This is a genomic window from Bradyrhizobium mercantei, from assembly GCF_001982635.1.
Lineage (GTDB): Bacteria > Pseudomonadota > Alphaproteobacteria > Rhizobiales > Xanthobacteraceae > Bradyrhizobium > Bradyrhizobium mercantei.
In genome coordinates, this window is the sequence record NZ_MKFI01000006.1 from 642,941 (window position 1) to 661,467 (window position 18,527).

Here is an 18,527-nt window from a genome sequence, read left to right on the forward strand (position 1 = left end):
GGTGACGTCGCGCGCAACGCGGCGAGACGCATTACCAGAACGGACCGAACCCGAAGCCAAAGGTGAACGGCGCCGGCGCGACATACGGATACGGCCGATAGTAATAAGGCCGCCCGTAATAATAGGAGCCGTACGGCCGATAATAGGAATAGGGCCGGTAGTACGGCCGGTAATAAGGCCGGTAGCCGTGGTGATAGTGGTGGCGATGGTAATGGTGATGATGGCGCTGGGCGCTGAAGTCGGTCGCCTTGCCCGCCTGCCCCTGTGGTGTCGCGGCCCGCGGCTTGGCTTGAGATTTGGCCTGAGATTCGGCTTGAGGCTTGGCCGACGCCGCGGCGGTTGCCGATGCCGGCGCCGTCAATGCGAATGCACAAGCGACAGCGGCAACACCGATCCATCTCGTCATGATCAACTCCTGCAGATTTCGATTGATATCGTCTCGCGCGCGAATCTGCCGGTTTGGTGGCTGAGAACGACAACAGGCCCGCTGCTCACGGGCCTGTGTCTCAACTGCGCTGATACGCCGCGCGATCAGTGGCGCCAGTGGCGACGATGGCCCCAGCCACGGTGATGTCCGCGACCCCAGCCACGATGCCAGCCATGACCATGACCATAGCGCACCTGCGTGGTCGCCTGGTTCGCGTTGTCCTGAACCGTTGCGGCGGTGCCTGGAGTCGCAAGCGACATCGCGTTCGCACGCTCGCCGGGCGCCGCTAAAACCAGCACGGCACCGACGGCCGCGAGCCCCAGAACCTTCATCACCTTCATGAGTTGTCTCCTTGATCCCTTGATGTCACGTCTCGCAACGACGATTCGGTTTGAATCGACCCCCGTTACCGCGACGCAGATCGCAAACAGAATGCGGACGACGTGAATGGGATGTGAATGACTGCGCCACGATCATGAATGCCTCCGGCCGCGCTCAGGTTCCGGCACAGCCGCAGGAATTTTTCGTGTCAATGCGTAAAACCGGCATAGACTATGGTCGTATGTTGTGAGGTGCCTCTCGCAGGAGATCGCCGATGACACGACAAGACGCGTGCAAATTGTCAGCGCTCGGCGCGGCAGCGCTCACTGGTTCCATGATTTCAATTGGTGCCGCGCTCGCCTCGCAAGGTCCGGGCGGCGGCATGGGGACCGCAAGCCATCTCACACAGGTGCTGATGGCGATCATGGTCTATGGCACGACGGGGGTGATCGCAGCCGCCGCGCTGATCGGCGCTGAGCGCCGACACAACTAGAGCACGATGGATTAGGTCGAGCGGCGACGGCGCCGCACTCCCTCGCCCCGTTCTTACGGGGAGAGGGTTGGGGTGAGGGGCCGTCTCCGCACATGCGGTGACAGATGCGATTGCGGAGACTCCCCCTCACCCGAAACGCATCTGACGATGCGTTCCGACCTCTCCCCGCACGCGGGGCGAGGTGAAGCAGAGTCGTCACTCGATTTGAAGGAAAATTTTCTAGCCCGGCCGCCAGAAGCAATTCATGCGCGGCGTGATCACGGTACCGCTCGGCCGGTGCTCCTGCACATAGGTCGCGGTGCAGTCGCGCACGGCGTTCGGGCCGGGATTGTAGCGCGGGATCACATCGGGTTCCCAATGATCGGGCCGGGACCGGTAGATCGGCACGCGCTTCAGATGGCGGCGCTCGACGACGCGCTCGCGCACGACCGGCTCCGCCTGACCGATGCGCGCTTCAGCCGCCGCGCTCTGTGCACGCGCCTCTGTCGCCGGAAGCAAGAGCCCGACTGCTACAGCCAACAGCGCTGCCGCCACGATCCGTTTCATCACGCCACCCAAGCCCCATCCTTGAGCATAAATCTTGGGCGCACGGTCTCCCATTGCGCCGCCGAGGTCAACTGCGCTGGCGCCACCGACAGCACTCGCGCTAAAGGAGTGTCATGTGGACCACAGAAAAAGCCCCCTCGCTCGCCGAGATGGAGGCCATGGCGCACGAGGTTTTCGAGCGCCTGCCCAGGACGTTCCGGGCCCTCTGCGAGGGCCTGATCATCCGTGTCGACGACTTCCCGACCGACGAGGTGCTCGACGAGATGCAGGCCGAGAGCGAGTTCGACCTGCTCGGCCTGTTCCAGGGCGTCGGCCTGCCGCAGCAGAGCCTCGGCGACGTGGCCCGGCTGCCCAACATGGTCTGGCTCTACCGCCGGCCGATCCTGGACTATTGGGCGGAGCACGACGAGACCCTCGGCCACATCGTCCGCCACGTGCTGATCCATGAGATTGGGCACCATTTCGGCCTCTCGGACGCGGATATGGAGGCGATTGAGGCCGCCGCGGGCTAGCCTTGCAGAAATGGCCCTTTTACCGCTGTCACATTCGCGATAAACATCCGGCCCGTATCCCCTATTTTTTGCCCGGGAAGAGCACAGATGGACAAGTTCACCACGCTGGAAGGCGTCGCGGCACCGCTGAAGATCATCAATGTCGACACCGACATGATCATTCCGAAGCAGTACCTCAAGACCATCAAGCGCACCGGCCTTGGCAAGGGGCTTTTCTCCGAGCAGCGCTACAAGGATGACGGCAGCGAGAACCCCGATTTCGTCCTCAACCAGTCCGCCTATCGCAACGCGAAGGTGCTGGTCGCCGGCGACAATTTCGGCTGCGGCTCGAGCCGCGAACACGCGCCCTGGGCGCTGCTCGACTTCGGCATCCGCTGCGTGATCTCGACCTCGTTCGGCGACATCTTCTACAACAACTGCTTCAAGAACGGCATCCTGCCGATCCGCGTGTCGCAGGAGGATCTCGACAAGCTGTTCGACGATGCCGAGCGCGGCGCCAACGCGACGCTGACCATCGACCTCCCCAACCAGGAGATCCGCGGCCCCGACGGCGGCAAGGTCAAGTTCGAGATCGATCCGTTCCGCAAGCACTGCCTGATCAACGGCCTCGACGACATCGGCCTGACGATGGAGAAGAAGACGTCGATCGACAGTTACGAGGCCAAGCTCAAGGAGCGCGCCTGGGCTTGAGGCTTTAGCGTATCATCGCGCCCCGGTGCCGTCAGGCGCCGGGGTTTTTCTTTGCCGCATTGCCTCGCCGCAAACCCAGTGATAGCTGACGCGCATGCTGCCTGACATCGTCACCTTCTGGCACGGCTCAATGGACGCGCTGCGCCAGACCTGCCTGCGCTCCCAGGTGGCGGCCGGGCACAAGGTCACCGTCTACAGCTTCGATCCGATTCCCGGCCTGCCCGATGGCGTCGGCAATGCCGAGGCCGAAGCGGTGCTGCCGCATGCGTTCGCCGAGAAGCTGCGTCCGGCCGAGCCCGACGGTTCGTGGCGCGACTGGACCATCCTGCAATTCAGCGACTTCTTCCGCATGCGGCTGATGACGCAGCGCGCGGGCCTCTGGCTCGACGCCGACGTGCTGCTGCTGAAGCCGGTCGAGATCGATCCGGCAAAGCCCTATTTCGCCTGGGAGCGGCCGCGGCAGCTCGGCAACTCGGTGCTGTACCTGCCGCAGAATGATCCGATCGTGCGCGCGTTCGAAGCGCTGATGCAGCAGGACGAGCTGACGCCGGACTGGCTGGCGCTGCGTCATCGCGTGACCTTTGCGATGCGCAAGCTGCGCGGCAGATCCAGGCGCCTCGCCGACATCCGCATCGCGATCTTCGGTCCCGCCGCCCTCACCGCGCTGGCGCGCCGTGAAGGCGAACTGCAGCACGCGCTGCCGAAGCGGTCATTCTACGCCGTGCATGCCGAGCCAAGACTGTTTTTCGAGCCGTCGGATTTTTCCCATTACCTGAACGATCCCGCGATCGTGGGCTTGCATATCTCGCCGAAGGGACGCGGCAAGGAGGCGCCGATCCCGGGCAGCCTCTACGCGTGGGCGTCGGAGAAGTTTGCAGCGTGATGCTCTCACCCTCCCCTGGAGGGGGAGGGTCGGATCACATTGAGCGCAGCGAAATGTGAGACGGGGTGGGGTGATCTCTCAACACGGGCAGCGTTCGAGCGGAGAGACCTTCACCCCACCCCGCTGCGCATTCCGCTTCGCTGCATGCGCAACGACCCTCCCCCTCCAGGGGAGGGTAAGATCAGTGGTCCATCGCGGCGATCGCGATGGTGCGCTTCGCCATCTCGGCCGACCCACAAAACCCTGGAGCCGGCTTTGTTCAGATGAGCTTGAAGGTGATCGCGATCCAGAAGAACACGATCAGCCCGATGCCGACCAGTTTGAAGATGTACGCCTCAACATCGTCGCCCGCCCATTGGAGGGACGGCCCCCATAGGACCGTTACGACGAACCCCAGAACAAAGAGCGTGATCGACAGGATTGTGGAGGCGGTGTCGCCAATCGAGGCTCCCATCCGGACATCCCCCTCCCCGGGTTCGTGGTTGAGAAATTTACAACATCTGCAGGTTGAGGAAGAGTTTCCGATGCCCCCCAATCTAGCGCTTCCGCGACGGCACCGGGCGGGCTCAGAAGGCCGCGGCAAGGGGGCGCCGATTCCCGGCAGCCTATATGCGTAGGCGTCGGAGAAGTTGGGAGCGTGACGCGGGTTCGACCCGACCCTCTCCCCTTGTGGGAGGGGGTCGCTTCGCGCAGCGAAGCGGGGCGAGGGGTCTGTCTCCGCGGATAGAGACCCCTCATCCGTCGCGGACTGCGTCCGCGCCACCTTCTCCCACAAGGGGAGAAGGGAAGAGCGTCGATTGCTTCAATGCCCCATCGCGGCGATTGCGTCGGCGATCGCGATGGTGCGCTTCGCCATCTCGGCGTGCAGGCGCTCCACCATGCGACCGTCGAGCTGGATCGCGCCGCGCGAGGCGTTCTCCGGCTGTTCGAAAGCGGCGATGATCTTGCGCGCCTCGGCGACCTCGGCCTCCGGCGGCGTGAAGATCGCGTTGCAGGCGTCGATGTGGCTCGGATGGATCAGCGTCTTGCCGTCAAAGCCGAGATCGCGGCCCTGCGCGCATTCTTCGGCGAAACCGTCGACATTGCTGATGTCGCTGTAGGGCCCGTCGAGGATCTCGAGCCCGTGCGCGCGGGTCGCCAGGATGCAATGCGTGATCATCGGGATCATCGCCGCGCGGCCCGGCTTCATCCGGATCCGGGTTTCGCGCGCAATGTCGTTCGGTCCGAACACGAAGCCCGCGAGCCGCGTCTCGGAATCCTTCGAGGCCGCGGCGAGCTTGTCGGCGTCGAGCACCGCGCGCGCGGTCTCGATCATGGCCCAGACCCGGATCGAGGCGGGGGCATTGATGTCGCTGAGGCGATCGGCGACGGCGTTGAGGTCGTCAACGGTCGAGATCTTGGGAACCAGGATGCCGTCCGGCTGCGCCTTGCCGGCCATGCCGATGTCGTCGACCCACCACGGCGTATCGAGCGCGTTGATGCGGATCAGGACCTCGCGCTTGCCAAAGCCCTTGGCAGCGACCGCCTTGGCGATCTGCTCGCGGGCCACCGCCTTGGCGTCGGGGGCAACGGAATCCTCCAGGTCGAGGATAATGCCGTCCGCCGGCAGCGTGCGGGCCTTCTCCAGCGCCCGTGCATTGGATCCCGGCATGAACAACAGGCTGCGGCGGGGACGGGTCATCGGCATTCTCCTGCGGGCTTGGGCTCCGCCGCTGTCCAATGTTTGGGCATTGGGGCAGGAACCATCCTTCAACGCTGCCGTATCATCTCAGGCGGCACGCCGAAAGTCTTGTTCCGGTCATTCGCATGTGGTTAGCCAGAGGCTATGAAATTCTTCCCGAAGCAGTTGATCGACGGCTACCGGACCTTCGCGACCCAGCGGTTGCCGACTGAACAGTCGCGCTACCGCGATCTGTCGGAACGCGGCCAGTTTCCCGAAACCATGGTGATCGGCTGCTGCGACTCCCGCGTCTCCCCCGAGGTGATCTTCGACGCCGGTCCGGGCGAGCTGTTCGTGGTGCGGAACATCGCCAATCTGGTTCCGGTCTATCAGCCCGACGCCAACGCCCACGGCGTGTCGGCCGCGCTGGAATATGCCGTGACCGTGCTGAAGGTGAAGAACATCGTGGTGCTGGGCCATGCCCAGTGCGGCGGCATCCGCGCCTTCGTCGACAAGATCAAGCCGCTGACGCCCGGCGACTTCATCGGCAAATGGATGCAGATGTTCATCAAGCCCGGTGAGGTGGTCGAGCAGCGCGAGCATGAGAGCATGCAGGAGTTCATCACCCGCATCGAGAAGGCCGCGGTGTTCCGCTCGCTGGAGAACCTGATGACCTTCCCGTTCGTCCGCGAACGCGTGGAGAGCGGCGAGACGCAACTACACGGCGCCTATTTCGGTGTCGCCGAGGGCTCGCTGTTCGTGCTCGACCGGGTCGCGAAGGAATTCATCAGCGTCACCGACGCCCTGAAGGCCGGCGAGTAGCGCTTCCAGCTACTCCTCGTCGTGAGCGTTGCCCCAGCGATCCGACAGCGCGAGCAGCAGCGCCGAGATCACGAACACCAGGTGCACGGCGACGAGCCAGGTCATCCGCGTCGCGTCGAACGCGGCATCGATGTTCAGGAACGCTTCCAGCACATGGATCGCCGATATCGCGACGATCGATGCCAGCAGCTTCTGCTTCAGCCCGGCAAAATCGATCTTGGTGATCCAGATCGGCCAGTTCGGGTTGCCCGAGGTGTCGATGCGCGAGACGAAATTCTCGTAGCCCGAGAACACCACGATCAGGATGAGGTTGGCGACCAGCGTGACGTCGATCAGCGCCAGCGCATCGAGGATGACTTCCGTCGACTTGTAGCCGGACGCATGCAGCACGAACTCCCACAGCATGCGCGCGAATTTCAGCAGCAGCACGGCGAGCGCCACGACCAGGCCGACATAGAACGGCGCCATCAGCCAGCGGCTGTTGAACAGCACATATTCGAAGCCGCGCATGATGCGCGGCGTCGCCGGACTTGCTGGGGTGGGGACCGATTGTTCCGACATGGTTCAGCCCCCGTTCGGTTCTGCCTTAGGCCGCTTTTTGCTTGGCGGTGATCAGCTTGCGGTTGATCAGGACTTCGGCGATCTGCACGGCGTTCAGCGCCGCGCCCTTGCGCAGATTGTCCGACACGCACCAGAACGACAGGCCGTTCTCCACCGTCGCGTCCTCGCGGATACGGCTGATATAGGTCGCGTCCTCGCCGGCCGCTTCATACGGCGTGACGTAGCCGCCCGGCTCGTGCTTGTCGATCACGAGACAGCCCGGCGCATTGCGCAGGATGTTGCGCGCTTCGTCGGCACTGATCGGATTGGCGAACTCGACATTGACCGCTTCGGAGTGACCGACGAAGACCGGCACGCGCACGCAGGTGGCGGCGAGCTTGATCTTGGGATCGAGGATCTTCTTGGTCTCCGCCATCATCTTCCACTCTTCCTTGGTGTAGCCGTCTTCCATGAAGACGTCGATCTGGGGAATGACGTTGAAGGCGATGCGCTTGGGAAACTTCTTATTGATCAGTTCGTCATTGGTGTAGACGGCCTTGGTCTGCGAGAACAATTCGTCCATCGCGTCCTTGCCGGCGCCCGACACCGATTGATAGGTCGAGACCACGACGCGGGTGATCGTCGCCTTCTCATGCAGCGGCTTCAGCGCGACGACGAGCTGCGCGGTCGAGCAGTTCGGGTTGGCGATGATGTTCTTCTTGGTGAAGCCGGCGGCCGCATCCGCGTTCACCTCCGGCACGATCAGCGGCACGTCCGGGTCCATCCGCCAGGCCGACGAATTGTCGATCACGACCGCGCCGGCGGCGCCGATCTTGGGCGACCATTCCTTGGAGACCGAGCCACCGGCCGACATCAGGCAGATGTCGATGTCGGAGAAATCATAGTGCTCGAGCGCCTTCACCTTCAGCGTGCGGTCGCCATAGGAGACCTCGATGCCGACGCTGCGGCGCGAGGCCAGCACGACGACCTCGTCGGCGGGGAATTTGCGCTCGTCGAGAATGTTGAGCATTTCGCGCCCGACATTGCCGGTCGCTCCGACCACCGCGACTTTGTAACCCATCGTTCACTCTCCGACGAAAAATGCCCGTTCCCCCGCCATCGGCGGAAAGGGAAGAGGCAGCGCTTCTATGCGAGAAACCCCGTCAAGACAACGTTGCGTAGCTTTTGAGCGTTTTGATGCGTCTATTTCGGGCCGATCCGGCCGCGCCCCATCATACGAGAAATCCGTCAGCACTGACGAGCTTCGTCGACGAGGTGTACGCCACGCTCTCCCGGCTGTTCGCCTATGTCGCCGTGCTCGCGCTGTTCGCCGTCCTCGGCAACTATCTATGGAAGCAGCTGCCGGACGCAACGGCTGCGGCGGCCCCCGCCGCGGCGGGCTGGAGTGCCGCCAGCCGCCAGGTGCCGGCGTTTGCCGTCAGCAGGCTTGATCCGCGAGATAAAACAGAGACTTACGAAATCCTCCGGCACCCCGAGGGCGGCCGCAAGGACATCTTCCGCTGGGCCGACGCCAATGGCGTGCCGGCGGCCGAGCTGGAAATCTACCGCCCCGGCGGCGAGGCCGTGGGGCCCGCGGTCGCCGAGATTGCCGGACGGCTCGACCCCGGCGGTGTCGGCGAGCTCGAGGCCGCCGGCATCGTCGACAGCAAGTTCGGCAGCGTCACCCTGCTGCGCCCAGTGCGACCGGACAGCAGCCGCGCCTGCCTTGGCTTCTTCAAGCAGGCCGACGCGCCTGACTTGCGGATTTCCGGCTGGACCTGCCAGGGCGCCAGCCTGCCGGCCCAGCGCGCTGCGGTCGCCTGCATGCTGAACCGGCTGACCCTGCTGACCGCGGGCAACGACCCGAGGCTCGCCGCGCTGTTCGCGCATGCCGAGCTGCGGCGCACCGACTGCGTTACCTCCGGCGCGCCCGGCCCGTCCGCCGACTGGGTCATGGGCAGCGAGAACCCGAGGCTGCGCGGCGCCCTTTGATGGCGAGACCGTGGCAAGGTACTGGTTTTCATGAAACTTTTGCGCTTGGACACGCATTATCTCAGCCGGTGTGGCGCAATTGACCTAGTGACGGCCTCCCCACCATGGCTACAATGTGTTCCAAGTGATTTTGGCGGACGCGCCAGCCCCGATGAGGGGCCGTAATGACGAGGATGCGATGACCTTGAAACTCCCTGCCGCGAACAAGCTCGTGGTGTTGCTTGCCGCGGCTGCCGTCACCGCAACCGCATTCGGCATGACCGCGGCCAGCGCGCAGAGCCAGACCCCGAGCAAGCGCAAGCAGCAAGAGCAGTATGACCGCGACGGCCGCCGGTATTACGGCGCGCAGGGTCCGAACCGGGTCTATCAGCAGGGCCCGCGCACCCGCGTTTACGTCACCACCCGCTCCTGGCTCGATGCCGGCACCGAGGTGCTGCCGGGCGACCGCAAGTTCAACGACTACGCCTATCCGCCGGAAATCGGCTATCCCTCGTTCGCGCGCGAGAACAACAACCGCCCGATCGATCGCCAGCCGCTCAGCCCGCCGGCCGATCTCGGCGGCTATCCGCGGAACTTCCCGCTGTACTGAGAATTCCGGCGACCAGCCGATACGAAAATGCCCGGCCCCGGCCGGGCATTTTTGTTTGAACGCCTACGATGCGCGCGTCGTCAGGGAAGCGGAAAATCCTTCTTCACGATCGGACGCAGCATCGAATACGGAATCGTGCAGCTGCACATGCATTGCCCATATCCTCCGAAGCCGTAGGCGCCAAAGTCGACGACCGCATTCGAGGCTTCAAAACTCCAGGACTTGAGGTCTTGCGAATTCTCGCTGACCTCTTTCAGCTCGACATCATCCTTCCAGTGCGCGGCGGCGTCGGATCGCTGCTTCTTCTGCTCCGCGACCTGCGATCGGCATAATTCGAAAACAGGCTTCGCGCTGGCCTCGTCGAGCAGATCGTCGAATCTCAGTTGCCGGTTCAGCGTCCGGTCGAAGTTGATGTTGTAGCTGCCCGAATCCGGATGGGCCTGCCCGAGATAGCTTCCGCTGGTTACGTGCACCGAAACCAGCCGCGAGGACGCGTAGACGAGGTCCATCTCCAGACTAACCTCGTAGTTATCGTGGTTGCCCGGGTTTTCCTTTCCCGCCTCGGCGTCGGAGATCGCCCCCTTCACCTCGCTGTCGATCAATGCGTTCAGCCGCGATTGCCATACGCCGCCGCCGATGAACGCAATCGCGCTGACGGAAAGGTCAGCCGAACCGTCCTTCGCCGGCAGGGAGATGAAATAGCGCCGGAACAAGCGGTCCGAGACATCGCCGGCGCGCGGCCTTCCGTCCAGATACCTCTGTCTTTCCCTGGATCGTTCGGCAAGGCACCCGGACAATGGCTTGATTGCCGTGGGCGCGGCGCAGAATGCGTCGCGTGACGGTATCCATCCTGTCTGAGAACGTCGCAATGCCGCGGCGGCGTTGGCAGGCAGCGAGTTGCGCAGCTGAGTGTATGCCTTGCCAAGCGCCTCGTCGGCGCTACGCGCCCCGGGGTCCGAACAGATCGCTTTTTCGGCGGCGCTGCTTGCCGCCGTGCAGTCGATGGCGAGGGCCGGATGCGCAAACACCACCGATGCTACGGCAATACCAACGGCACGCACGCATCGCCCTCCAGGTCACCCCGATAAGAAAAATGCCGGTGTAATCCGGCATTTTCCGTCTTCGTATTGTCATTCCGGGGCGGATTGCATCGCCTTGCAATGACGGCGCGAGCCTTACGCGTGCAGCTTCTGCAATTCCTTCAGGATTGCTTCGCCCATCTGGCTCGTGCTGGCCGGCGTGGTGCCGTCCGACTTGATGTCGGCGGTGCGCAGTCCGCTGGCGAGCACGGCCGCGATCGCGGCATCGACCTTGTCGGCGAGATCGCCCATGTCGAAGGAATAGCGCAGCGCCATGCCGAACGACGAGATCATCGCGATCGGGTTGGCGAGGCCCTTGCCGGCGATATCGGGCGCCGAGCCGTGCACCGGCTCGAACAGCGAGCGCCGCTTCCTGGTCTTGGAATCGACTTCGCCGAGCGAGGCCGACGGCAGCATGCCGAGCGAGCCGGTCAGCATCGCTGCGATGTCGGACAGCATGTCGCCGAACAGGTTGTCGGTGACGATGACGTCGAACTGCTTCGGCGCCTTTACGAGGTTCATGCCGCCGGAATCGGCGAGCTGGTGCTCCAGCGTGACGTCCTTGTATTCGCGCGCGTGAACCTGGGTCATGACCTCGTTCCAGAGCACGCCAGACTTCATGACGTTGCGCTTCTCCATCGAGGTCACCTTGTTGCGGCGCTTGCGCGCCAGGTCGAAGGCGACGCGGCCGATGCGCTCGATCTCGTAGGTGTCGTAGACCTGGGTGTCGACCGCGCGCTTCTGGCCGTTGCCGAGATCGGTGATGGTCTTCGGCTCGCCGAAATAGACGCCGCCGGTGAGCTCGCGGACGATCATGATGTCGAGACCCTCGACGACGTCGCGCTTCAGGCTCGAGGCCTCCGCCAGCGCCGGGTAGCAAACTGCCGGACGGAGGTTGGCGAACAGGCCGAGATCCTTGCGCAGCCGCAGCAGGCCGGCCTCGGGACGCACCTCATAGGGAACCGCATCCCACTTCTGGCCGCCGACCGCGCCGAAGATCACGGCATCGGCCGCGGTCGCCTTGGCCATGTCGCCCTCGGAGATCGACACCTTGTGGGCGTCGTAGGCGGAGCCGCCGACCAGGCCCTGCTCGGTCTCGAATTTGGCGATGCCTTGGGCATTCAGCCAGTCGATCACGCGCTGCACCTCGGCCATCACTTCGGGGCCGATGCCGTCGCCGGGGAGAAGCAGCAGTTTATGGGTCGCCATGGTCGTTACCTCGAGATAGCTGTTTGTCGTCATTGCCGGGCTAAAGCGCGAAGCGCGTCTTCGCACAGATGACCCGGCAATCCATCCCGCTTCGAAAAAGTCTCGGAAGATGGATGGATGCCCGGGTCAAGCCCGGGCATGACGAGTGAAAATCCGGGCGGAGTGCTAAAACGCCCCGGGCGGATTGGCAAGGCACCCCGCGCGGGGCCAAAATGGCCCCGAACGAGCCAGCCGCGCCCCAAGAAGCTAACAAGAAGCCAACAAGACGGACCTCATGACCGCAGCCATCGTCTACGCCTTCGCCTCGGCCATTTTCCTCGGCGCCGGGGTGGTGCTGGCGCAACTGGGCTTGCGCACCGTCGAGCCGCTGTCGGGCGCGGCGATCAGCGTGCCCTCCTTCACCCTGCTGTTCCTGCTGCTGTCGCCACTGATCCTGCACGGCGAGCCGGTGGTCTGGCGGGCGTTGCCGATCTTCATGGCGATCGGGCTGTTCTTTCCGGCCTCGCTGACGCTCTTGACCTTTGCCTCGAACCGGGCGCTCGGCCCGGTCATCACCTCGACGCTGGGCAATCTGGCGCCGCTGTTCGCGGTCACCGCCGCCGTGCTGCTGCTGCGCGAGCCGCTCGAGCCGCAGCAGCTCATCGGCCTCGTCGTCGCGGTGGCGGGCGCCGCCGTGATTACCGTGACCCGGCCGCGCGACCTCGGTCATTGGCGCAGCTGGGCGCTGCTGCTGCCGCTCGCGAGCGCGCTGGTGCGCGGCATCGTCCCGCCGATCGCCAAGCTCGGGCTTGCGATCTGGCCGAGCCCGCTCTGGGCCTGCCTGGTCGGCTACGTCATGTCCTCGCTGGTGGTGCTGAGCGTGCAGCGGGTCCGCAAGGGCAGCTTCCTGGTGCAGGCGCCGCGCGAAGGCCGGTTCTGGTTCATGCTCACCGGGATCAGCAATGGGCTCAGCGCGCTCAGCCTGTTCGCCGCGGTCCGCAACGGCCCGATCACGCTGGTGGCGCCGCTGGCCGCGATCTACCCGCTGGTCACCGTGGCGCTGAGCGCGGTCATGCTCAAGCATGTCGAGATCACGGCGCGGATCGTCGCCGGAACCCTGTTGACCGTGATCGGCGTCGCGCTGGTCCTGATCGCCTGATTGCCCGATACGCAAGACAGCATTGCCGCGTGCGGTGCTGGGCAGGACTGCCGCGGCCTGCCACAATGGCCGTATTGCCGGAGTGAATTGTGAGAGCCCCCGCCCCGTCCTACCCGCATCCCGCGCGGCTGATCCTGATTCTATCGCTTGCACCGACGGTCGGTCTCGGCATCGGCCGCTTCGCCTATTCGCTGGTGCTGCCTGACATGCGCGACACGCTGGCGTGGTCGTATTCGGCCGCCGGCTTCATGAACACCATCAATGCCGCCGGCTATCTGGCCGGCGCGCTGTTCGCCTCGCGCCTGATCCAGCGCTTCGGGCTTGCGACATCGGTGCGCTGGTCGACGCTGGCCTGCGTGCTGTCGCTGGCGCTTTGCGCGATCTCCGGCCATTTCGTGGTGCTGAGCTTTGCCCGCCTGCTGGTGGGCTTCGCCGCCGCCATCGGCTTCGTCGGCGGCGGCGCGCTGGCAGCGACGATCGCGCAGTCGCGGCCGGAACGCGCCAACTTCCTGCTCAGCCTGTTCTATGCCGGGCCGGGCATCGGCATCCTCGCATCGGGCCTGATCGCGCCCTTCGTGTTGCAGGGTTTCGGCGCCGGCTCCTGGTGGATCGTGTGGTGGGCGATGACGTTGCTCTCGGCGATCATGACCGTTCCGCTGCTGCTGGCGCCGTTCCACGCCGATGCAATCGCCGGCGGCATCGTGCGGACCAAATTCGCCGTGACGCCGGTCCTGATCTACCTCGCCGCCTATTTCCTGTTCGGCGCCGGCTACATCGCCTACATGACCTTCATGATCGCCTATGTCCGCGACGGCGGCGGCGGCGCGGTGGCACAGAGCGCGTTCTGGAGCCTGATCGGCGTCAGCGCATTCGTCACGCCATGGGTGTGGCGGCGGGTGCTGGCGCTCGACCGCGGCGGGCTCGCGACCACCATCATCCTCGGCGTCAACGCGCTCGGCGCGGCGCTGCCGATCTTCGGTCACTCCCCGCTGCTGCTTGCGATCTCGGCGCTGGTGTTCGGCGTCGCCTTCTTCGCCGTGGTCGGCTCCACCACCGCCTTCGTGCGCTACAACTACCCGCCGGAAGCCTGGCCGACCGCAATCGCGGCAATGACCATCGCCTTCGGCATCGGCCAGACGCTCGGACCGATCGTGGTCGGCGCGATCACGGATGCCGTCGGCAGCCTGTCATTTGCGTTGAACGTCTCGGCCGCGATGCTGGCGCTCGGCGCGCTGCTGTCGGCGTTCCAGCGGAAGGTGGGGCCGTAACGTCGTCCCGGCCCGCGCCGGGACCCATACGCCGCGGCCAACGAAATGGACAGGCGGGGAGACGGCTTCTTCAATCAGGACGATTTGTGGTTATGGGTCCGGCCCCCGTGCGCAGTTGCGCACTAGGCCGGGACGACAGCAGACTAGCTACCGCTGAACGAATTGTAGCCCTGGTCTTCCCAGTAGCCGCCCTTGTAGTCGTTGGTGACTTCCATCGAGAGCACGTATTTCGGGTTCTTGAAGCCGAGCTTGGTCGGCACCCGGATCTTCATCGGAAAGCCATAGGCGCGCGGCAGGATCTCGTCGGCGAATTTGAACGTCATCTGGGTCTGCGGATGCAGCGCCGTGCGCATGTCCAGTGGTGAATTGTAGCCGTCCTTGTCGGCGCACTGGAACCAGACATATTTGGCGCGCGTGTCGGCGCCGATGATCTTGAGGAAATCGCGCAGCGGCGTGCCGGTCCAGCTGCCGATCGCGCTCCAGCCCTCGACGCAGATATGCCGCGTCACCTGCTTGACCTGCGGCAGCTTGTACAATTCGTCGAGCGTCCACGGCTTCTTGTTCTCGACCAGCCCGCGCACCTCGAGCTTCCAGTCGGCGCCCGCGATGACAGGCGCATCGTCGAGATCGTAATAGGCATTGAACGGGAACGGCCTGGTGATCGCGCTCTCGGGGAAGGTCGGCGCCAGCGCATCCGGATTGAACATCCAGGCCTGCACCGCGTCGTTGAACTTCGAGACCTTCTTCAGCAATTCCTCCGCCGATGACGAATCGACCACGTCGCAGCCGGTCAATAGCGTCAGCGCACCGAGGCTGGTGCCCGCCGTGATGAAGCGGCGACGCGTCAGCTCCGGCATCGTCTTCACCGCGTCGCGGACGAGCAGCTTCTTGTCGACACCGGGGATCAGCAGCTTGCGGAGACGGCCCATTTTATCCTCCCTCAGCGACCGATGATCATGGCGCGCAGGCTCTTCGGCACCAGCAGCGCGAGCGCGACATGAATCACCAGGAAGGCAACGATCAGCGCCATGCAGGTGAAGTGGACATAGCGGGCGATGTCGTAGCCGCCGAACAGCGACACCAGCCAGTGCAGCTGCACCGGCTTCCACATCGACAGGCCCGACAGCACGATCACGACGCCGACGGTGATGATGCCGGCATAGAGCAGCTTCTGCACCGAATTGTACTTGCTGAGATCGTCATGCGACAGCTTGAAGGTCAGCGCCGCCTTGGTGTCGGCAATCACGCCGCCCGGGGTGATCGGCAGCAGCTTCTTGCGGAAGCGGCCGGTGGCGAAGCCGAGCGCCAGATAGACCAGGCCGTTGACCATCAACAGCCACATCGCGGCGAAGTGCCAGAGCAGCGCACCGCCGAGCCAGCCGCCCAGCGTGATGCTGCGGGAGAAGGTGAAGCCGAACAGCGGCGAGGCATTGTAGATCTGCCAGCCGGACATGATCATCAGGATCATGGCGAAGGCGTTGGTCCAGTGCACGATCCGGACCCAGACCGGCTGGATCACCTTCGCCGGCGTTGCGGTCTCTGCCTGGTGGTCGCTGACGGCAAGGCTCGTCATGGAGATATCTCTGCTCATGGTCGTTACCGGCTTATACGCCGGGAACCGGCGTTCCGTTACGGGTTCACGCGTTATCAGTTCGATATAGGCGATCCTGCCTGGTCACAAAAATGCGAGCCGGGGCGAGGCTCCGGCTCGCTGTTTCGCAAGGCGTTCAGGGACTAAATCGGACCGTCGGGTGTTACGTCGCCGGCATCAGCACGGTGTCGACCACATGGATGACGCCGTTCGACTGGTTGACGTTGGAGATCGTCACCATCGAGCTGCCGCCCTTGGCGTCGATGATCCAGACCTTGCCGTCCTTGTGCTTCACGGTCAGCTCCTCGCCCTCGGCGGTCTTCAGCATCTTGCCGTCGGTGAGGTCGGAGGCTTCGAGCTTGCCCGGCACCACATGGTAGGTGAGGATCTTGGTCAGCGTCGCCTTGTTCTCGGGCTTGACGAGACTGTCGACGGTTCCGGCCGGCAGCTTGCCGAAGGCGGCGTTGGTCGGCGCGAACACCGTGAACGGGCCCTTGCCTTCCAGCGTAGAGACCAGGCCCGCGGCCTTCACCGCGGCGACCAGGGTGGTGTGGTCCTTCGAATTGACGGCGTTCTGGACGATGTTCTTCGACGGGAACATCGCCGCACCGCCGACCATCACGGTCTTCTCCTCGGCACGGACCGGTGCCACGACAGTGGCGGTGATCGCAAGCGCGCTGAAGGCGGCGGCGGCGAGATAGGCAATACGCTTCGACATGGCTTCGTCTCCGATAAGGTATCCAGCCGGCGTCTCTCCGCCGGCGATGAAGGGGCAACGACGCGCGTTGGTTGATCATTGCGGCGTCGTTGGTCCGAGCTACGGGAGGTTTTCCGGTCGGTTTCCGGAAATAATTCTTTGTGATTGCTGAAACCGGCTGCGGCGCGCTGCGTACGCGCCACGCTTCGCAATCCGTCGCGCATTCCATTGAGCGGAATGGACGGGTGCGCTGCCGCGTGCAATTCGCTTGCCGCCGCCGCTCGATTAGTTCAGCCTGAGATTGCGGCACGGCTTCACAGAGAGCGGCCGCGGGGAGGCATCATGAGCAGCATCACGGCGGATGGGCATTCCGCGCCTGCGGTGAATGACGCAGGCAGCGACGTCGGCCCGCTCGAGCAAAAACATCTGCAATACGCCAACTACCGCGCGGTCGCCGGCAGCACCGAGCTCACCAAGACGCATTGGCACATCGCCACCGCCAATGCGCTCGGCTGGGGCTTCGACGGCATGGACGGCGTGATCTTCGCGCTGATCTCGCCGATGGTGATCAAGGAATTCCAGCTCACCCTGCCGGAGTATCGCTCCGGCATGCAGATCGCGCTGTTCGTCGGCATCGCCGGGCTCTATTTCTGGCCGTGGCTCGCCGACCGCTACGGCCGCCGCACGCTGCTCGCGGTCAACATCGCGCTGTTCTCGCTGCTGATGCCGGTCGCGGCGCTGTCGCCGACCTTTGCGGTCTTCGTGATCGCGCGCTCGCTGCTGTTCTTCGCGCTCAACGGCGAATGGTCGCTCGGCTCGATGCTGGTGGCTGAGACCTGGCCGGCGCGCTTGCGCGGCCGCGTCATCAGCATCACGCGCTCGGCCTGGTGCATTGGCGCCACGCTCGCAGGTGCGATCACCGGTCTCGTCGCCGCCAATTTCGGCTGGCGTATCGCCGTGATGGTGCCCGGCGTGATCGCGCTGCTCGCAATCTATATCCGCTCCACCTGCCCGGAATCGCCCTATTGGGTGCGGTCGCAGGACCGCAAGCGGCGCATCTCGGAGACGCTGGCGCGCGGCGGCACGGTCAGCGACGACGACCGCAACTGGTTCACCAAGGCCAAGGCGGTCGGCATCAGCCAGGTGTTCATGCCCGACGTATTGCCGTCGACCCTGGTCGCGCTGTTCGTGGCCTGCGCCTCGACCTGCATCTACGGCACCGTCGGCGCCTGGATGCCGCTGTATCTGTCGACCGAGAAGCACTGGTCGACCGCGGAATACAGCCTGTTCTATGTGTTCTATGGCCTGTGCGGCTTCCTCGGCCTGTGCCTGGTCGGCTGGCTGATCGACAAGATCGGCCGCCGCCGCACCTTCATCATCACCCTGATCGAGGGCGCGATCTTCATGACGCTCTGGGTCTATTCCGAGGATCGCGTGCTGCTCTGGACGTTCGGGCTTCTCTGGTGTCTCGGCTTCCTCGGCTTCTGGGGACCGAGCACGACATTGACCGCGGAAATCTTCCCGACCCGGATCCGCGGCGCCGCCAACGGCGTGGTCTGGGCGATCGCCTATTTCGTCGGCTTCGTGCTGTTTCCCTTCGTCTCGATCGCGCTCCAGCAGCACACCGGCTCATTCGCGCTGGCGTTCCTCTGCATCCCCGTGCTGATGCTCGCGATGGCGATCGGCGTGTTCCTGTTCGTACCGGAGCATACCGGCAAGGAGCTGAACGAGATCAGCGAGTGACGTAGAGCGCAAAACCCTCCACGCGTCGTCCCGGCCAAGCGAAGCGCGAGCCGGCAACTGTTATGTTGCTGGCTCGAGCTGATAGGGCTTTCTATCACGCATCATGGCGTTGAGGACCGTCAGTAGCTTCCTGGCGACAGCGATGAGAGCGAGCTTGGCGGGCTTACCGGCCTGCCGCAGTCGTGTGTAGAAGGTCTTAAAGGGAGCTGCTCTACGGACCGCGTTGAGGGCAGCCATGTAGAGGGCGGCGCGGACGCGCTTTCGGCCACCGCCGATCTTGCGCTTGCCACGGTAGGCGCCGCTGTCGACGTTGAAGGGAGCCAGGCC

23 protein-coding genes are annotated in these 18,527 nt (G+C 64.4%); 10 read left to right on the forward strand and 13 right to left on the reverse strand.

The window, feature by feature from the left end:
* Positions 1-31: 31 nt before the first annotated feature.
* Positions 32-406 carry a hypothetical protein gene (locus tag BI327_RS42985; RefSeq protein WP_076864783.1) on the reverse strand — a complete coding sequence of 125 codons (375 nt, stop codon included), beginning with the start codon at positions 404-406 and terminating at the stop codon, positions 32-34.
* 125 nt (positions 407-531) lie between these two features.
* Positions 532-768: a hypothetical protein gene (locus tag BI327_RS29660; RefSeq protein ID WP_076864784.1), complete on the reverse strand. Its 237-nt coding sequence runs from the start codon at positions 766-768 to the stop codon at positions 532-534.
* Positions 769-1,022: 254 nt separating this feature from the next.
* Between BI327_RS29660 and BI327_RS29665 the strand changes: the two genes are divergently transcribed.
* Positions 1,023-1,241, forward strand: a complete 219-nt coding sequence (locus BI327_RS29665) for a hypothetical protein (RefSeq protein WP_076864785.1) — start codon at positions 1,023-1,025, stop codon at positions 1,239-1,241.
* Between the two features lie 219 nt (positions 1,242-1,460).
* Here the strand turns inward: BI327_RS29665 and BI327_RS29670 are convergent, their stop codons facing one another.
* Positions 1,461-1,787 carry a hypothetical protein gene (locus BI327_RS29670; protein WP_076864786.1) on the reverse strand — a complete coding sequence of 109 codons (327 nt, stop codon included), beginning with the start codon at positions 1,785-1,787 and terminating at the stop codon, positions 1,461-1,463.
* 113 nt (positions 1,788-1,900) lie between these two features.
* On the opposite strand from BI327_RS29670, the gene BI327_RS29675 reads away from it, so the two are divergent.
* From BI327_RS29675 to BI327_RS29685, 3 genes are all read left to right on the forward strand, one after another.
* Entirely contained in the window at positions 1,901-2,299 is a 399-nt protein-coding gene (locus BI327_RS29675) for a metallopeptidase family protein (protein ID WP_076864787.1), read from the forward strand.
* An 87-nt stretch (positions 2,300-2,386) separates the two neighbouring features.
* On the forward strand, positions 2,387-2,989 hold the full coding sequence (leuD, locus tag BI327_RS29680; protein ID WP_076864788.1) for a 3-isopropylmalate dehydratase small subunit: 603 nt from the start codon (positions 2,387-2,389) through the stop codon (positions 2,987-2,989).
* A gap of 94 nt (positions 2,990-3,083) precedes the next feature.
* A complete protein-coding gene (locus BI327_RS29685) occupies positions 3,084-3,872 on the forward strand; it encodes a hypothetical protein (RefSeq protein ID WP_076864789.1) in 789 nt (262 codons plus the stop codon).
* Positions 3,873-4,131: 259 nt separating this feature from the next.
* Here BI327_RS29685 and BI327_RS29690 read toward each other — a convergent pair whose 3' ends face one another.
* Positions 4,132-4,326: a hypothetical protein gene (locus BI327_RS29690; protein ID WP_076864790.1), complete on the reverse strand. Its 195-nt coding sequence runs from the start codon at positions 4,324-4,326 to the stop codon at positions 4,132-4,134.
* A gap of 348 nt (positions 4,327-4,674) precedes the next feature.
* Entirely contained in the window at positions 4,675-5,553 is an 879-nt protein-coding gene (locus tag BI327_RS29695) for an HpcH/HpaI aldolase/citrate lyase family protein (RefSeq protein ID WP_089025635.1), read from the reverse strand.
* 144 nt (positions 5,554-5,697) lie between these two features.
* Between BI327_RS29695 and BI327_RS29700 the strand changes: the two genes are divergently transcribed.
* Entirely contained in the window at positions 5,698-6,354 is a 657-nt protein-coding gene (locus BI327_RS29700; protein WP_076864792.1) for a carbonic anhydrase, read from the forward strand.
* A 9-nt stretch (positions 6,355-6,363) separates the two neighbouring features.
* Here BI327_RS29700 and BI327_RS29705 read toward each other — a convergent pair whose 3' ends face one another.
* Positions 6,364-6,915 carry a TIGR00645 family protein gene (locus BI327_RS29705; RefSeq protein WP_076864793.1) on the reverse strand — a complete coding sequence of 184 codons (552 nt, stop codon included), beginning with the start codon at positions 6,913-6,915 and terminating at the stop codon, positions 6,364-6,366.
* Positions 6,916-6,940: 25 nt separating this feature from the next.
* Complete coding sequence (locus BI327_RS29710) at positions 6,941-7,975, reverse strand: aspartate-semialdehyde dehydrogenase (RefSeq protein WP_076864794.1); 1,035 nt, start codon at positions 7,973-7,975, stop codon at positions 6,941-6,943.
* 116 nt (positions 7,976-8,091) lie between these two features.
* Here BI327_RS29710 and BI327_RS29715 point away from each other — a divergent pair, with 116 nt between their 5' ends.
* Together BI327_RS29715 and BI327_RS29720 are read left to right on the forward strand one after the other, a co-directional pair.
* Positions 8,092-8,886, forward strand: a complete 795-nt coding sequence (locus BI327_RS29715; protein ID WP_076864795.1) for a hypothetical protein — start codon at positions 8,092-8,094, stop codon at positions 8,884-8,886.
* A 178-nt stretch (positions 8,887-9,064) separates the two neighbouring features.
* Positions 9,065-9,475, forward strand: a complete 411-nt coding sequence (locus tag BI327_RS29720) for a hypothetical protein (RefSeq protein ID WP_083742264.1) — start codon at positions 9,065-9,067, stop codon at positions 9,473-9,475.
* A gap of 80 nt (positions 9,476-9,555) precedes the next feature.
* On the opposite strand, the gene BI327_RS29725 is transcribed toward BI327_RS29720, so the two are convergent.
* Together BI327_RS29725 and leuB are read right to left on the reverse strand one after the other, a co-directional pair.
* On the reverse strand, positions 9,556-10,536 hold the full coding sequence (locus tag BI327_RS29725; RefSeq protein WP_083742253.1) for a lysozyme inhibitor LprI family protein: 981 nt from the start codon (positions 10,534-10,536) through the stop codon (positions 9,556-9,558).
* Between the two features lie 114 nt (positions 10,537-10,650).
* Positions 10,651-11,763 carry a 3-isopropylmalate dehydrogenase gene (leuB, locus tag BI327_RS29730; protein ID WP_076864864.1) on the reverse strand — a complete coding sequence of 371 codons (1,113 nt, stop codon included), beginning with the start codon at positions 11,761-11,763 and terminating at the stop codon, positions 10,651-10,653.
* Between the two features lie 274 nt (positions 11,764-12,037).
* Between leuB and BI327_RS29735 the strand changes: the two genes are divergently transcribed.
* Positions 12,038-12,901, forward strand: coding sequence for a DMT family transporter (locus BI327_RS29735; protein ID WP_076864798.1), 864 nt, complete (start codon positions 12,038-12,040; stop codon positions 12,899-12,901).
* 89 nt (positions 12,902-12,990) lie between these two features.
* Positions 12,991-14,169, forward strand: a complete 1,179-nt coding sequence (locus BI327_RS29740; RefSeq protein WP_076864799.1) for a YbfB/YjiJ family MFS transporter — start codon at positions 12,991-12,993, stop codon at positions 14,167-14,169.
* A 143-nt stretch (positions 14,170-14,312) separates the two neighbouring features.
* Here BI327_RS29740 and BI327_RS29745 read toward each other — a convergent pair whose 3' ends face one another.
* From BI327_RS29745 to BI327_RS29755, 3 genes are all read right to left on the reverse strand, one after another.
* Positions 14,313-15,098: a molybdopterin-binding protein gene (locus BI327_RS29745; protein WP_076864800.1), complete on the reverse strand. Its 786-nt coding sequence runs from the start codon at positions 15,096-15,098 to the stop codon at positions 14,313-14,315.
* An 11-nt stretch (positions 15,099-15,109) separates the two neighbouring features.
* Positions 15,110-15,742, reverse strand: coding sequence for a cytochrome b/b6 domain-containing protein (locus tag BI327_RS29750; protein ID WP_076864801.1), 633 nt, complete (start codon positions 15,740-15,742; stop codon positions 15,110-15,112).
* Between the two features lie 181 nt (positions 15,743-15,923).
* Positions 15,924-16,478, reverse strand: coding sequence for a fasciclin domain-containing protein (locus tag BI327_RS29755; protein WP_076864802.1), 555 nt, complete (start codon positions 16,476-16,478; stop codon positions 15,924-15,926).
* A 321-nt stretch (positions 16,479-16,799) separates the two neighbouring features.
* Here BI327_RS29755 and BI327_RS29760 point away from each other — a divergent pair, with 321 nt between their 5' ends.
* Complete coding sequence (locus BI327_RS29760) at positions 16,800-18,200, forward strand: MFS transporter (protein WP_076864803.1); 1,401 nt, start codon at positions 16,800-16,802, stop codon at positions 18,198-18,200.
* A gap of 60 nt (positions 18,201-18,260) precedes the next feature.
* Here BI327_RS29760 and BI327_RS29765 read toward each other — a convergent pair.
* On the reverse strand, positions 18,261-18,527 hold a 267-nt coding region (locus tag BI327_RS29765; protein ID WP_143271710.1), incomplete at its 5' end, for a transposase.